This window comes from Legionella micdadei, from assembly GCF_000953635.1.
Classification (GTDB): Bacteria; Pseudomonadota; Gammaproteobacteria; order Legionellales; family Legionellaceae; genus Tatlockia; species Tatlockia micdadei.
This window is the reverse complement of record NZ_LN614830.1, coordinates 2402290-2418525: the sequence shown is the minus strand read 5'-3', so window position 1 is coordinate 2418525 and position 16236 is coordinate 2402290. Positions and strand designations below refer to the sequence as shown.

The following is a 16236-nucleotide window of genomic DNA, read 5'->3' as shown; positions in this document are numbered from 1 at the left end:
CTAGAGCATAAAAGGAGCTTCGAGTGTAGCAATGGACTTCAATGGATTGCTTGAGTGTGCAATAAATAATAATGCCTCGGATTTGCATTTGTCTGCGGGTTTACCCCCTGTGATTCGTGTCGATGGTGATCTAAAAAAACTCAATTGGCCTGTCTTAGATCAAGAATACATGAGCAATTTTGTTCAAGGTATGATGAACGAGGCACAACGGGCTATTTTCAAGAGGCAGCTCCAAATCGATTTCGCAATCCAATTTAATGATCACTACCGATTAAGAAGCAATATTTTTGTTCAAGCCCGAGGCATCAGTGCGGTTTTTCGTATTATTCCAACAAGCATTAAGACGCTTGAAGAATTGGGTTTTCCTGCTGTTTCCAAGAAAATTGTGTCTTGTCCTAACGGATTAGTTTTAATTACTGGCGCTTCGGGCTCTGGTAAAAGCACCACTCTTGCCGCCTTTATTCACTATATGAATTCACATTTTTATCAACACATTATTACCTTGGAGGATCCGATCGAATTTATCTATGAAAGTAACAAATGCCTGATTCATCAACGTGAAATTCACCGCGATGCCCTTCATTTTTCTGCAGCGCTGCGTTCGGCTTTGCGGGAAGACCCTGATATTATTTTGCTTGGAGAGTTGCGCGATCCTGAAACAATTCGTCTTGCGATTACTGCTGCTGAAACAGGACATCTTGTTTTTGCGACACTGCATACGAATTCGTCGGCGAAAGCCCTTAATAGAATTATCGACGTCTTTCCTGGTGATGAGAAAACAGTAATAAGAACCATGTTATCTGAATCATTACAAGCAGTGATTACTCAGGCGTTGTTGAAAAAAACAGGCGGTGGACGTATTGCTGCCTTTGAGATAATGCTGTGTACACCTGCAATTCGCAACTTAATTCGTGAAAATAAAATTGCACAAATCTATTCTGTCATCCAAACTGGTCAAAACATGGGGATGCAGACTTTAGAGCAGCACGTAAGGAAGTTGGTTTCAAGTCAGTTAGTGCCCACAGAAATTGAACTGTTTTATTGAATAGAGCTTCCTGCAATATATTCTTAACTTAAAATTTAAATGGAAGGAGGGGCTTCATCTAAATTGGGATTAGCCATCTTCTCGCTTATCTTATTTGAGCTGCTTAATTTGATAAGCAATAAGATCCCAGCGCTTCCTGCTAAACCAATTGTAGCCAGCATCATCGGTAAGACAGCACCAACTTGCGCAATGAAGCCTGTAAAAATTGAAGTCAAACCAAAGCAGAGTGCCATAACTGAGCCAGTTACACCCATGACCCAACCTTGTTCGTTTTCATTAACTTGGTTAGAAAAAATAGTAAGTAAGACCGAATAGGCGACAGATAAGCTAACGCCGATCAATAACGCGGCAAGCCAGGCTACCCATTCTTGGTTAACGAGTAATGTTAACAAGACTAAAGTGGCTGTGATGGTTAACCCAACAATGACTATTCGATCGAAAGAATAACGCTTGGTGCAATAATTCACAATGGATCCGCAACCTAAACTAAATCCAAGTCCCATTAGAGCCAGGAAAAATGAATTTTCCATAGTTGAGTAATGGTAAACTTGTGATAGGTACATTGAGATGAATGAGAAATAATTTGACCAACCAAAAATCATGACAAGCAAAACAAAAGAGTATTTTTTTATCGAATCGTGCTGAAATGCCGAAATAAAAATGTGCACGGCATGATGCCATCGAATGGCGAGCTTATGGTTGTTGGCTTTGACAAATGTTTCCCGGAATGACCATTGCAATAAAAAAGCATTGACCAAGGACAAAGCAGCTGCAAAATACATTGGCGTCTCAAAGTTAAACCAGGATACCCAGCGATTATCTGACAGTAATCCGCCAAAGACAGGGCCAAACACAAAACCTAAGGATACCGATAGAAGGATAAGCCCAATATTACGCGCTTTGTGGTCCTCCGAACTGACATCCACAATTGCAGCTTGCGCTATGGGTTGGCTGCCTGAAGTAAATCCTGCAATGATGCGTCCTAAAATCAGCAGCCAAAAATTATGGCACACAATCGCAAGGGCTGATAAGAAATAACCAAAGAAAGCACCGATAAGACAGATCATCAATGATTTTTTTCGACCTACATTATCTGATAAATCACCTAAAATAGCTGCGCCGAAAAACCAACAAATCATAAAAATACCAATGGTTAAACCATAATAAAAATCCCGTAAGCTTAAGCTTGTATCAACCGGCAAAAACCCTGCTTGCGGTTCTATGAGAATGGTATTGAGAATTGGGAATAACAGCCCCAGTCCCATACCATCAATGAATAGAACAAGGAAAAGTGGAAACATGGCCGACAGTGAATTTTCTTTATGCATGGTTTACACCTTAAAAATTGGTTTGAGAATATTTGGGTCAACAGACCCTAATCCTAACGACGAGTACTGACAATTTTTTAATGATTTTATGAGCTGCTAATAATGCTTTATTTGATAGGCATTCAAATATAAAATTGCGACGTTTGAATTCTGGTAATAAGCATGACAAAAACAGCAGAGAAACATTGGTCTTTAGTTGAATTTCTACATGAGAGTGTAAGAAACCCCAATATTCATATTAAAGGTAAGCATAGCTACTACAGTAATGCTTGGACAGGAAGCTTTGAGGACTCAGTTGTCAGATACCTTTATGGCGACCAATACAGTTTAAACCATTGGGAGCCACAATGGCAAATTGATCAACTATATATCGGTGATTATGTGTGTATAGCAGCCGAAGCCATCATTATGTTAGGGGGGAATCATAATCATCGCATGGACTGGTTCTGTTTATACCCTTTTGCAGATTATTATGCTCAATCTTATGAGGGAAGAGGCGATACAGTGATTAAGGATGGAGTATGGCTTGGAATGCGCTCAATCATCATGCCCGGTGTAACGATTGGCGAAGGCGCTATTGTGGCTGCGAATAGTGTAGTGACTAAGGATGTTGAACCTTATAGTATTGTTGCAGGCAGCCCAGCTAAATTAGTCAAAAAACGGTTTGAAGACAACGTGATTGAGCGGATTCAAAAGTTAGATATTTATTCTTGGGATGAAACAAAATTTAATCGTTTAAAAAGATATCTTTGCAGTAATGACATTGATGCTTTAGAAGAGCAACACAGGAATTACGATGCGGCATTAATTTAATGCTTGTCATCTTTTGCAGGGAGCTGACGATTACTTTTCACGAATACGTAAAATCAGGTATGCGATTAAATGTATTAATATTATCCTCTTCAGTCAGTTCACGTCCAAAAAGGGTGGTATCAGGCAGTTCAAAATCTAAATATTTTCGGTTGTTTCCCCAGTTAATATTTAATTTGCGTAATTGCTCTAACGCAGTTTGGCCTTTTTCTATAGTCTCTTCTACCCAATTTTCATCGAGTTTAATGGAAAGCGCGCTCAGATGGCGAACAATATCAGCAAGAACGAGATCGCCAGCCCATTGCCCGATTCGATTGCGGGGCCTGCCTACTAAAGCCTCGTGGGTGGCAGGAAACAACCAGTGAAATGTTTTGTGAGTATACTCTTTTTCGCCTAGGGAATAAGTTCTAGTTTTTGTAGTATCGAATACCCCGCTAAAAAAAGGGGTATTGATCTGATATTTTTCAGGAAGATACTCTAATACCGCGTCCCAAATATTGAGATTACCGCTGTTTGAGTAATAATTATGAACGCTCAAATTGATTGGCGTTGAGTAATGGCCCCTTCGTTCTTTAAGGAGGTATCGTAACCGATCAGTTGGGCCGCCAACGACAGTATCAATGAAATAGAGATGAATGGCTTGTATTTTAAATTTTCCTTGCACTGATTTTTGCTCAAGCCATTCTTTCATTTGGCATAATACAAATCCACCGCGGCTCCAGCCGACGCCACAAATGAGCAAAAGCTCATCGGCTAGCTCGGCTTCCTCAGCCTGTTTTTTTAAAAATTGTTTTATTTTCGTAAGATTGGCGGAAATACCATTATTGCCGATATGCCCATCAATTAATGCACCGATTGATTTAACAATCGAACCATTTTCTTCAGTAATATCAGAACCTGGGCCATCTAAAGCAAGAACATGCTCTTCTTCGCAATATTCAGCCAATTGATTAATAAAATTCTGGGGATCGAACATGAGCCAAGAGGCGATATTATTCAGGCAAAAAAAACCAAAATAACCATTTTTACTGGTTTTTTTTTGAGTGATAGAAATTGAGCCGTTGGCAAGAATAAAAATCCTTCTAATTTTACTCATAGTATTAGCGCTGACAAGCGTCCTTACCGTCTGCGAGCCGCGACTAGTTTCGCGGCAATCCAGTTAATGATTAAGACAAAACCATAACGTAAATGAATTTACAAATCTATCAAAAAATCTAATTTCCCGGATGCTGTCGATCGTATTCCCGCAACCAGTTCTCAATCACTACTCTCAGCACTGGCAAACTCAGTGAGCCGTTTTGTAAGACTTGATTATGAAATTCGCGTATATCAAACCGATCTTTGAGCTGTTTTTTTGCTAAAGCACGTAAATCCTCGATTTCAGCTTTACCAAGCATATAAGCTGTGGCTTGCCCGGGCAGCATGATATAACGATCGACTTCCGCTTCAATAATATTTTTACTAAGCGACGTGTGATCAACTAAAAATTGTATCGCTTTTTCCCGCGACCATCCCATCGTGTGCAGGCCGGTATCAACAACTAAGCGTGCAGCTCTTAAAATTTCATTTGATAACATGCCTAGTCTGGAAATGTCGTCCTGATACAACCCCATCTCGTCAGCGAGCCGCTCCACGTACAATGCCCAGCCCTCGCCATAACCTGAATTCCACAAGTATTTGTTTAGGCTCGGAAGGGATTTATTCTCGTAAGTTAAGGCTATCTGAAAATGATGGCCTGGGATTAATTCATGAAATAAAGTGGCTTCTTGGTCGATACGATTGCGTTTCTGGGGTTCAAAGGTATTAATATAAAAGATACCCGGTTCTGTGCCGTCTTCACTGGGTGGGTGGTATTCTCCTGAAGCGCCTGTTTTGGCTCGATACTCTGGATAGGGTTTGATTGTTCCTTCTGTTTTGGGAACGGTATCAAACCAATTCGCTAACTTCGATTTTGCCCTCTCAAGTGCGGCAAAATTATAATCTAGAAGTTCTTTTTCCGAGGAAAAATAATTTTCGGGATCAAGTTGCGCTTGCTGAAAAACATGGGTAATGTCAGAAGTACCGTATTGTTTTAACCCAATGTCGCCGATTTCCTGAGACAATTTTTGTATGTATTGCAGGCCAAGTTGATGAATTTCTTCAGGGGATTTAGAGAGAGTGGTTTCTTGTTTTATTTTCGCTTGATAACACTGGGCTCCTGCGGGTAAAGCTGAAACACCGAGCACTTTCCTTGCTAAAGGTAGGTATTCGTTCTCTAGGTAATTGATGTATTTAATGAGTGAGGGGTTGATCACGGTGCCAATGATGCTGGCGATTTCTTGTTTAAAAACAGGGTTATTATCTTGTTTGGCGAAATTAAAAAAAGGCGATTCTTCGACCCCGCTATTCAACATTATTTTAAGTTGAGCTAGTACTCTTTCAATAGCAGGTTTAGGCGCACTATACCTAAGCGCAAGACCCTTTTTTAAATTGGTGATTTGATCATCCACCACCCGGTCAAATGTTTGCCAGCGTTTTAGTGCCAAACGTCTGTTTTCAATGGTGCCTATTGGCTGTTTTTCAGCAACGATAGCCATTTTCACATGCCATCCCCACGCTGGATTAACATCCCAAAGCTCTTCTTTACAAATTCGGCTCGCTTTTTTATTTTCTAATGTTTCTTTTAAAAGCAAATAAGTGCTATACACTGGGGTTTTTTTAAGTGCTGCCTCGTCCAATTGGGATAAGGCATTAAGGAAATGATCTTCTTGCTGTTGCCATTTCTCAGTGGCCTCAATGGAGTAATCGGTAAATCTATCCTGAGCTACATCTGATTTCCCCCAAAAAAGCCCGAGTTCGGGTGAATAATCAAATAAGCTTTTTTCATAATCAGCTGCAATTTTATAAAATTTATTTATCATTGTAGTTTCGAACTCAGGGTGGATGGAAGCAAATAACTTTAAACTAGCTAGTGATATTATTAAATAGAGTAGGGATAGAAATAATTTTCTTTCAAAAAGCATTGGGGTTGATCACAATTTTGCATTAAAAGCATCATAATTGAAGAATTCTGTGAAGCCAAGAATTTCCCAAATTTAAGGATCGCACTGTGCTCTTCTTCATTCTTGAATTGTTGGGCCAAGGCCCAACAAATTATCTATCCCGGCTCAGTGCATTCAACGTCGGAATGCACTTGCATTCACTCCTTACGGTATTCAACAATATCCCCGGGTTGGCAATCTAAATAAGTGCAAATAGCATCAAGCGTAGAAAATCGGATGGCTTTAGCTTTTCCATTTTTTAAAATAGATAAATTAGCTTCGGTAATTCCTATCGCTTCTGCTAATTCTTTAAGCCGGCATTTGCGTTTTGCCATCATCACGTCCAAATTAATAAGTATAGCCATTGCTGTTTTCCCTCAAATGGTTAATTTGGAATCCACGTTTAATTGCTGAGCTTCCTTGATAATCCAGGAAGCTACTAACATGATAATCGCAGTGATGATGGTAGATGCATTGGTAGTGCCTAAGGTTATGCTTGCAAATCGCTCACCAGCGGGATTATTGAGGGTCAATGCCGCGGTGATTAGCGGCTGATAGACCAATTGAATCAGTTGGCCGATAAGCATAAAAATTGCCACATGCTTAATTAGACTTATATTTTCCTCTTCAAATAAATAGCCTCGTTCATACAAGCGAAATAAATTGGCTAACTTATGGCAAATCAATACCGTTATGGATAAAGGTAAAAATTCGATTAATAAAATAAAAAGGCGGTGGGTGAGTGAGAAATAACCTGCATTTTGAACTTTTTCAGATGAAATCACTTGGGAGAAAACGCCTATATTCAATGCGCCTTCGAGATGAAACAAAGTGAAATAGGACATGATAAGCGGCAGTAGCCAGCAGAGTCCTCGAAAAAATTGGGAAAGGACGTGGCTTACGGATTTAATTTTTTGCATGAATGAAAACTCCTCGAACAAATTAACAAAATCGAATTATAATAAAAATTTATCGAAAAACAATATATAATCTTGATTTTCGAAATGCTGAGGGTGAAATTTCATGAAGAAAAATCGAGGCTATTTCTTCGTTTAGCTGCGCACACGAGGCCGTATAAAATTAGGGTTTCGTTCTAACTTTTAGATAATCTGCAAAAATAATTATCAAAAAGAATTTATATTATTCCTTATTTCGATTAATATATAGCGATTTTTTTAATCTCTCTGGGATTTTTCATGACAATTTCTACAAATAATCAATATTTGAAACGGTTACTAGAAGATTTAATTGCTACCCACGAAACTGAAATCGATTATCTCCCCATCGAAGTTGAACTTAAGCCTGAACATATATCCGCAGAAGATATCGACACCATACTGTCGTTTGTTTCAGAACCACGTAAGCGGCTTTTTATTTTTAAGTTGGAAAATAATCCTGCTGTTACAGAGAATCTCTTTTTCAGAGCCCGACGTGCTTTTCTTAATCAAATAGCAGAAATCAATCTACAAAGAACTTCTCATGAACCCAAGATTAATCCGCTAAAAAAAGAGTTGAATAATCCTCCGTCAATAGTACGGGCAGCTATTCAAATTCAAAGAAGCTTTGCTCTGCCTAAACAGGCCCGCGTTATTAAAACCAAACAAAAAGAAAAAATTCACCAAGTAGCTGCTGCACTCGATGTTATCCTTACATCGCTTGATGAGCTTGCCGAATTTCCAAATCTGGCCAGGCAACTTCAGGTTTTAAACATTCACAATATACAAGATACCGCGTCACAAAAAATCAAAGAGCAGGCACATGCTTTCACTGATGGAATTATCCCGGGCAATTTGCCTAAGGGATTTTATATTGATTACGAAAAACAAGCCCTATGCTACACAAGTACCCCGCATAGACTTCCCTCTGCATTAGCACCCATACTTGAAACGCCAAAACCGGTCAATATGCCTTCAGTTGAGCAACTGGAATCCTTATTGCCCACTCTCCAAAAAACAATAATTGAGCATCTGTTAGGTAATAATGGCTTCCCTGCCCAAAAAGACGCATTATTGACCGCCTTACCTGCGCATGTTAGAGAGATCAGGGCGCTTTTAAGCGTGTTAAAAGCAACTGATGCAGAATTTGTTGTACCTCTGCTTGCAAAACTCTTTATTTTAGGTGGTGAAGCCCATATGCGCTTATTTGTGCAGCTTCTTACAGTCTGTATAAATAAGAACATTAATATTGAATTCCTTAAGGATGCAGCTGCTCAAAACGCACTTTTGAGCCCCCATGGACTCAAAAACCTGCAAAAGCTTCTACAGCTGCCCATTGAGCAAAGAGAGTGGTGGAATACGCTTGCTGCTGCACATCTACGTAACGAACACCATCATTTTGACTTCAACGCTTTTTTTGAAGCTTACACACAAATTTTCTTAACTCAGGTTAGCGAGAAGAACCTTACTCTTCCACATCCTTGCCCCATTCAACATGAGGGGCATTTTTTAATTACTCTAAACCGTGTCATGGAGGTTCTGGAGAAAGCGCAAAATCCGCAGGAACAATGCTCGAATTTAGCGAATCTCGATTGGGGACCAACCGGTGTACATTATGCGATGGCTCAGGCGCCTAAAGAAGCTCGTTTCTGCCAAGTCGCTGCCTGCATGCAACTGAGAAATCCAGAAGATACCAGGGTTAATCCCGAAACCGTTTGTCAGCAGATTATTGAAGACGAACATTTTGATCTTGATCCTTGGTTATACCGGTATATAGGCCAACATTGGAAAGCAGAAATTCGATTAAGCGATATTCAAGCACAGTTTACTGAAATTCAAACTATTCCTTCATGGACTAAAACCGAAAAAAATCAATTAGCATTCATTTTAGCTTGTAGTTTTGCGGATGAATCTACTCTCACGACCGAAAGTTGGAAAAAGGCAATTAAAAATTGTATAAGTTTGATCCAGTCGCTCGAAGCAAATGAGCGTTCCGAACTTATAAATGCACTTGTCCGTTGCTTTAACTTTAAGCCAAGTCCATCCCTCATCCAGATCCAGCAGATTATTGAGCTATGCCTTGAATTAAAAACCAATTCTCCTGAGCTGAATTTCAGAAATGAACTTTTGGCGCCTTTGATCTCTTCTTTGGAAAACGAGGGGTTTGAATTAATTAATACGTTGCAAGCACGTGGGCAAAAAATAGGGCAAGAACGGGATGATCAGTTAAGGACGATTGTTACTTTCACAACGATGTTACAAAACCAGCGTGAAAATTTATTCCCGAATATTATCAGGATGCTTGCTGCGCTTAATGAACCTGATTTAAATGAAGTACAGATTGGCGAAGTCAAATTAGCTATTGAAGATTTGCGGGCTAAGAAAGGCCAACAATTCAGTACGGTTCTATTGAGCCTATTAGCGAAAATTAATATCGAGAAATCGCAAACATTACCCAAAATCGTACAAATTCTCGCTTTGATTAGAGAGCTTGCTAATTCACCTGAAACCATACCAGTAGACTGCAGGACCGAAGAGCGACAAGAATCTTGGTTAAAAGATTTAATCATTAGCCGAACTCCACTTCCAGGATGTGTCCTAGGGAGTGGGGATATCTCAAAATTAGACGATCTGATTGTTGATGCACTTGCTGACGCGATTAAAAAGCGCAGCGGGGTGTTGAAAATAGATAGCCTGAGAGACACTTTAGACAAGTATCTTGGATATAAAGTTGTACCAACGCAATTAAGAGATCAATTACATCGGGAATTATGGCCCTTATTTGATGCCCTTAATGATCTCGTTGTCCTGCTTCAAGGACCTGACCCTCAGTTTGAGGAAATTCTGGAGAAATTCAGAATTTTTGAAGAAAAGAAAACCACGCTGCTCGAGGCAAATTACGCTATAAAATTGCTAGGGTCATCTAAAGGGGAATATATTTTAAGTTTTCTTCTCACTGGGGAAAGAAAAGAGGCCGATAAGCAAACTGGGTCGGCCTTTGCTTTGGCATTAGGTAAGGTACATACTCTCATTGCCGATGAAATTAATACTTTTTTTAGCGACGAGCGGAACAAAAATAAAGCCAAAGATTTAGACGCAGCAACCACGCTAAAGTGGTTAGCGGAGTTTAATGACACCCACACCCTGCACTTTTTATTCCGAGATGAGCTGGTTCAGAAAAAAGTTTTGCCGGCGCTTAAAAAGACTTTAACACAACTTGATACCCAAGACATCGCCTTTGAAACGAGTATTCTTCAAGCGGCTGCAGAACTAGAGCAAGATAAACCCTCGGATCGTTCGCTTCAAGACTACAAAATTAAAATAGAATCTATAGCGAGCTACCTCAATTTACTGATTGATATTAAAGCAAAATTCCCAATCCAATTCCCTGGGATATATAGACAACTCAATACGGGTGCATTGGCTCGGTTAAACTATTCGCAAAAGAAAACGCTTGTAAGTACCTTATTGCATGCTAACCCTGAATCCCTTGATCGCTATTTGCAACTTACTAGTTTTGCCTTAGATGAAAATCCAGAAGCCGATGAAACTGCAATTGATCGTGCGGTAAATAACTTAGAAACACTTTTTGAATTAGAAGATTTAGAGCTCGAAACGCAGATCATGTTCTTTAAAATGAGCGTGAACCATAACTTGAGAAATCCAAGTCCTTTCCCGCTTACGATTCTAAATGAATTAAAGCAAACCAATCTCGACGAGGAAGCGAAATCTCTAATTATTAAACAAATTATTCAGATTTTAAGGTATATGCCTGATTCGGAATCACCCGATACAATCCGAAAACTGATTCAGCAAACACAATCATTCCTTACCGAAAATCCACAACAAGCAACTTTGTGTATTGCATTATTAAAGCAAGTTTCTTCCCATGGATTCAATCGAGATGTAGATGATTATTCCGAAATTCTTCGTCAGCTTGCTTCACCCACTCGAGAATTTAGAGAAAGTAAAACAAGACTCGTTACTATCTTAACTTACCTTGCTGAAAATCAAAAAGACGATACTGTCAACTTGCCAACCTTGCTGGATATTACTAAGGGATTGGGGCGCCGACCTCCTGAGATTGTTGACCAGGTTCTGCAATTATTTGCAACGCCTCCCTATCCTAGTGCAAAAAGGCTAAACTCAGTTTTGGGTGAACATGGCTCAGAAAAAATTCAAGCTTATTGTCAAAGTTTCGATACTAATCCCTTTGCAAAGACTGGAGAACCCAGAGCTCTAGACCAACAATTTGCCACTCATCGGGTAAAAGAAGCACTCCTCAATTTAAAAGATTTAATGCGTGGAATCACTTTGCCCCATTCTCTTCAACTCCAATTAGCAAGACAGCTTTCCTATATAGAAACCTTAGGTTATACCGATCCTTTAAACCCTTACGACTTTTCGAGGCTTAAAAAACTCACTGCGTGCCCTCGTCGCGAACTGAAAGAGAGGGCAACGTTGCTTTTGGAGCAATTGCGCAATGATCAAATTCCTGCCGAACAACTTGAGTTAACGCGAATGGAACTTGTGGCTTACTTGCGCGAAATTTATTTCCGCAGCACAGGCTTATTTCCTAACAGCACTCAAATACTTGTGCTTTTGCTCTCTCTCCACTCACCATATACCAACTTGCTTATGCGTATAGAAACTGGTGAAGGGAAAAGTTTGATTACGCCTATGTTTGCTGTTCTACAATGGGCACAGGGTGGTACAGTGGATGTGTGTACTGCAAATGGGACGTTATTGAGTAGGGATTATGAAAATAGCTGTGAACCTTTCTTTAAGTTTTTAGGAATTAAATCGGCTCTCATCAGAGCGAATAGTCAGCCTGAAGAGTATCAATTAAATGGAATTAACTGTTCTACGGGTGAGGACATGTCACTTTTCCGTCAAGCAGCGAAAGAAGCGGGGAAAGAAGCACGTGTACAAAACGGTGGCCCGATTCACCTAGTTATCGATGAGAGTGACGATGCGCTCCTTGATCAAAACACGCTAAATAAATTGGTAGCCGAAATTGAAGAGAAAGAAGAAGATAACCCTTCTCAGTGGGTTTATCCTCTCGCATACCAATTTATCAATTTGCCCCTGTTCCGTAATGTTGATCCAGCGTTAGGAAAAATTTGGGATGAAGAAGAAGATTTAGATCAATTTCGTCTATTTATCATTAAAGAAATTAATGAAAAGTATAATGGGGATGCAGATAAACTGAATTTCATTGCAGCGGCAACGAATACTCAACTAAGAGAATGGATTCGTGCCAGCTGTAAAGCTGCATTGCTCGTTGAAAACAAGCATTTTATAGTACGCCCTATAAAGGAAAAAGATGAAACAGGTAGCGAAGTCACCAAAAAAATTGTTTGTATTCCTTTAATTAAAAGTGTGCCGAAAGGCGGGAGTATTTTTACTGATGGTGTGCAACAAGCCCTACAAGCACGCTTGATTGCTGAGCGCCCAGAGCAGGCACGTTACTTTGTAATTGATCCCTATCCGCCTGTGCTCTCGAGCCAATCAATCCAAAATTTAATTCGCTTTTATCAAGAAACAAACGGGCGTATCCTCGGAATCTCAGGTACGCCGGGCGACCAAACGGAGCTTCAATATTTAGCCACGCTCCTGGGAACACAAGCGCTAGGAGTCGCCCCGCACGCGGGTGATAAGCGGATAAAGCACCCTCCCATCTTTACTTTTTCTCGGGATGAAACAATCCAGGCTATTCATCAGGCTATCGATAGGATTAAACGGCCGGTCACTAAACCTAATTTAGAGTTTGATGCAGATACGCCTACTCAAACACTCGAAGAACGGGATGCATTTATTCTTCGCAAAGAGCAAGCATTACGTCAATGGAGTCAAACACAAACACAGCCTGTGCTCATTGTCTGTGAAGACTTCGAGGAAGCCCAAAAAATCGGCCAGAGTTTTGATGCCTACAAAGCTGCGGGCTTTAAAATTCAAGTGGTTACCGGAAAAGAGAGCCCTGAGGAACTTAATCGGATCATAAAACAAGCCGGCCAAGCTAATACAATCACTATTGGCACTGCTATGCTTGCACGCGGGATTGATATAAATCCCGGCGATCATCCAGAAGGTTTATTCGTTATCCAGCCTTGTATAGACAGTGAACGTATCACCACTCAAATCGCTGGTCGTGCGGCTCGAAACGGTAAGCCTGGTCAATGGCTTCCTATTTACCAAGTTGAACCCCCAAAAACCTGGCTGGAAAAAGTCATGTATTTTGTATTTCCTTGGTACCGCCAGCGTAAATGCCAGGAAGCTGTTACCGATTTGCAAGCAGAAATTAGATTACAAGCGAATGTAGACAGACTTTATACGCAAGCAATTGATCAAGCGCAGCAAGCGTTGATGCAACAAGTCTATGCATGGGAGAGTTTTTTATTGGAACTCTACCCAACTGATCTGCAAGTACGCTCTGAGCTTTATCAATGGCGCGAAACTCTTTTAAGTGAACTTACACAAGCTCAGGAAACCAGTGTATCTCAAGATACGCTCGAATCAAGCATCGCCCAATTTCAAAATGCGATATGTAAAATCTGGGAGATGGCCAAAGAGGAGAAGTGGGTAGCCAAAGCACAAAAAGCCACTGATATTACTGCTGAACAAAACCTAAGGCTTAACTATCTAAAACAATTAGATCTAAGCCAAGAATTAAAAATTCAACGGGCGCTAGCACAAAAAAGCCAGCCTGTCATCGCCGGAACCGAAACGCTAATGCATTATAATTTGGATGCGATGATTGACGATAAGGCGGGTGCAGTTCTTCAGTTTACTAATCCGACGGGAGAAGAAAAGCAACAATTAGAGTTGGCTCAGATTAAGCAGCTGCTTCCTACTTTAATTGGGGAATTATGCAGTTTTTACCCGCATGCGATTAACGAATTTTCTTCGGCAAATGGAGCGAAACTTCCGCCTGCGATACTCGAAGCATTTGCTTCACTTGTTAATAAGGTCATTGGAAAAAATAAGATCTTGTTCGGCTCTAAAAGTAAGGAAAAGATCATCCAATCAATCACACAGTTCTATCAAGAAGATTTAAAACAAGCTGATATTGAGGCAATCCGTGAGCTACTTAACAAGATCAAGCCATTAATTCTTGAACAGGATCAAACATCGAAGGTTTCACTGGTTGATAAATTCAAAATGCAGGGTTTAATTTTGACGTTTAGCAAGCTTTATGAACAGTCAGGTCTGCCTGGCGATGAAGAATTAACCGGGCTCAAGACGAGCTACAGCAATGAAATTATGAAATTGCTTGCTGAGCATCTTCTTCAGGAATTGGCATGGATTAAAGAAGATCCCCAACCTCTTTCTGCTTTCTTTGAACGCAAAGTAGCTAAAGATGCCGCTGAGATCATTTATAATGTTGCTGAAAAAGTACACCAATCTCCTAATGATGAAGCCAAAATTCATGAACTATTTGTTTGCCTTAAAGAGCAGCACTTCATTTTAAAAGATAAGTACCTGTTCTCGATAAGGCACCGTAATCCTCGTGATGTGATCAATACTGCGCTTTCTGCTTTAGAGGCCTTAAATGTCGCTCCCCATTGTAGTCGTGAAGCCCAAGAACAATGCCATGATAAAGTCCTATTTACACACCACTTAAGGCAATTTGATAATCTTTTGAGGCAGATATCGATTTCTTTTAGAAAAAGCGAAGATCCCGTTTGGAATCATCTTGAAGAAAAACTGCATGCGATAATCACAACCAACGAAAACCAAAGCCATGTGATTACAGAATTATATGAAGCTGTAGAACGCTTTAGTAATTACAATGCTTATTTACCCTATAGGAACCACCTTAGGAAAATGAAAGAGCTATTAGCTGGCTCTGTAAAAGCTTTAGCCGATGCCGATGATGGACTAAAGGAAGATAATTTGGATGGTTTATTTATGCAAAAGACCTCCCAATTGGCTTCATTACTTCACTTGAATGAGGATCAAATCCGCATTCAAAAAGGTTGTAATGGCATGCGGACTTATATCGAAATTCAGGTCGAAAACGCACCATTAATTAAAGGATTCACAGGTTACTCCTCTTCATCTATGGCAAGTCTCAGAGCTGAAAAAGAACATATTGCTTTACAAAAAGAAACTTTCGAGAGAAACCGTGAAACTTTATTAAATTTATCGAATAGGGAATTCATAGAGAATCTTCCCCCAGTTAAGAAAGCAGAATTTCAAAGGTTACTTCACTTAAAAGACCTCTTGGCGCAAGATTGGCACAAGGGTTTTGATGAGGAAACTGTTAACGACCTTCCTAAGTCAATCCAGGCCCTCTATAAACATGCTGAACGAGTCAGGCAATGGGAGTGTCCCAGCTCAATGATTGGGCCCGAACAGCTTCGGGAAATCGCTGTTACGGATTGGAGTGATAATCCTAGGAGTTTGCTTGAGCACCATGCCAGGTTATGTCATGAACTTCAGATTGTACTGGAAAGAAAACATGAAGCTCAGCTACTTGCGGAGAAAAATGAAAAAGAAATCTCTGGAAAAGAGAGTAAGGAAAAAGAGCTTGATAAACGACAAGGCGAATCCGATTGTGGTGTTTTAGAAAAAATCTCTATTGGGAAAGACAAATTGGCTCTAAAAATTGGGCTTTCTTCTCTCCGATCCGGTTTGGTTAATTATAAAGAAAATGTAGAGAAAATATCCCAGGAGGAAAGAAGTCTTCGAAAGCAATTACAAAGTGTTATTTTGGGGCTTAATGAAAAAAGGATGAACTACGTTGCCATGCGTAAAGAGCAAGCCAAAATCAGCCTAACCAATTACATACAGGAAAATACTGAAGCGCTTATTCGCACGATGGAAGAGGAGTTTAAAGCTGCAGACACTACGGCTGAGCAATTAATGCAATTGGAAGCCAAAAAAACACATTATCAGACACGTCGATTTGATGATGTTGGTGAATTATTGGAGTATGAAGCCGGCCTGGTAGGAGAGGAGGGTGATATCCCTGCAATCAGAAAACGGGAAAGTACAGCGTTTGATCGATTGATTACTACCTTCTTTGATAGAAAATCGTTGATTCGTCCAACTATGGAGGCTCCAGCTTTAATGGTCGAGCCCTAGCTGAGTTA

8 protein-coding genes are annotated in these 16236 nt (G+C 40.2%); 3 read left to right on the top strand and 5 right to left on the bottom strand.

All coding sequences use genetic code 11. From position 1 onward, the window contains the following. Positions 1–7 precede the first annotated feature (7 nt). Positions 8–1045, top strand: a complete 1038-nt coding sequence (locus tag LMI_RS10740; protein ID WP_465066293.1) for a type IV pilus twitching motility protein PilT — start codon at positions 8–10, stop codon at positions 1043–1045. A gap of 35 nt (positions 1046–1080) precedes the next feature. On the opposite strand, the gene LMI_RS10735 is transcribed toward LMI_RS10740, so the two are convergent. Beyond that, positions 1081–2373: an MFS transporter gene (locus LMI_RS10735; RefSeq protein ID WP_045099798.1), complete on the bottom strand. Its 1293-nt coding sequence runs from the start codon at positions 2371–2373 to the stop codon at positions 1081–1083. 162 nt (positions 2374–2535) lie between these two features. Between LMI_RS10735 and LMI_RS10730 the strand changes: the two genes are divergently transcribed. Next, positions 2536–3186, top strand: a complete 651-nt coding sequence (locus LMI_RS10730) for a CatB-related O-acetyltransferase (RefSeq protein ID WP_045099797.1) — start codon at positions 2536–2538, stop codon at positions 3184–3186. Positions 3187–3223: 37 nt separating this feature from the next. Here LMI_RS10730 and LMI_RS10725 read toward each other — a convergent pair whose 3' ends face one another. The 4 genes from LMI_RS10725 to LMI_RS10710 all read right to left on the bottom strand — a co-directional run bounded on the left by LMI_RS10725 (position 3224) and on the right by LMI_RS10710 (position 7123). Next, the gene (locus tag LMI_RS10725) at positions 3224–4279 is read right to left on the bottom strand and encodes a hypothetical protein (RefSeq protein ID WP_045099796.1); all 1056 of its coding nucleotides are present in this window, start codon (positions 4277–4279) and stop codon (positions 3224–3226) included. 118 nt (positions 4280–4397) lie between these two features. Beyond that, positions 4398–6083, bottom strand: coding sequence for a DUF885 domain-containing protein (locus LMI_RS10720; RefSeq protein ID WP_052679621.1), 1686 nt, complete (start codon positions 6081–6083; stop codon positions 4398–4400). A gap of 278 nt (positions 6084–6361) precedes the next feature. After that, the gene (locus tag LMI_RS10715) at positions 6362–6568 is read right to left on the bottom strand and encodes a helix-turn-helix domain-containing protein (protein ID WP_045099794.1); all 207 of its coding nucleotides are present in this window, start codon (positions 6566–6568) and stop codon (positions 6362–6364) included. 12 nt (positions 6569–6580) lie between these two features. Next, positions 6581–7123: a DUF2975 domain-containing protein gene (locus LMI_RS10710; RefSeq protein ID WP_045099793.1), complete on the bottom strand. Its 543-nt coding sequence runs from the start codon at positions 7121–7123 to the stop codon at positions 6581–6583. Between the two features lie 276 nt (positions 7124–7399). On the opposite strand from LMI_RS10710, the gene LMI_RS10705 reads away from it, so the two are divergent. Next, on the top strand, positions 7400–16228 hold the full coding sequence (locus LMI_RS10705; RefSeq protein WP_052679541.1) for a preprotein translocase subunit SecA: 8829 nt from the start codon (positions 7400–7402) through the stop codon (positions 16226–16228). Positions 16229–16236: the final 8 nt, after the last annotated feature.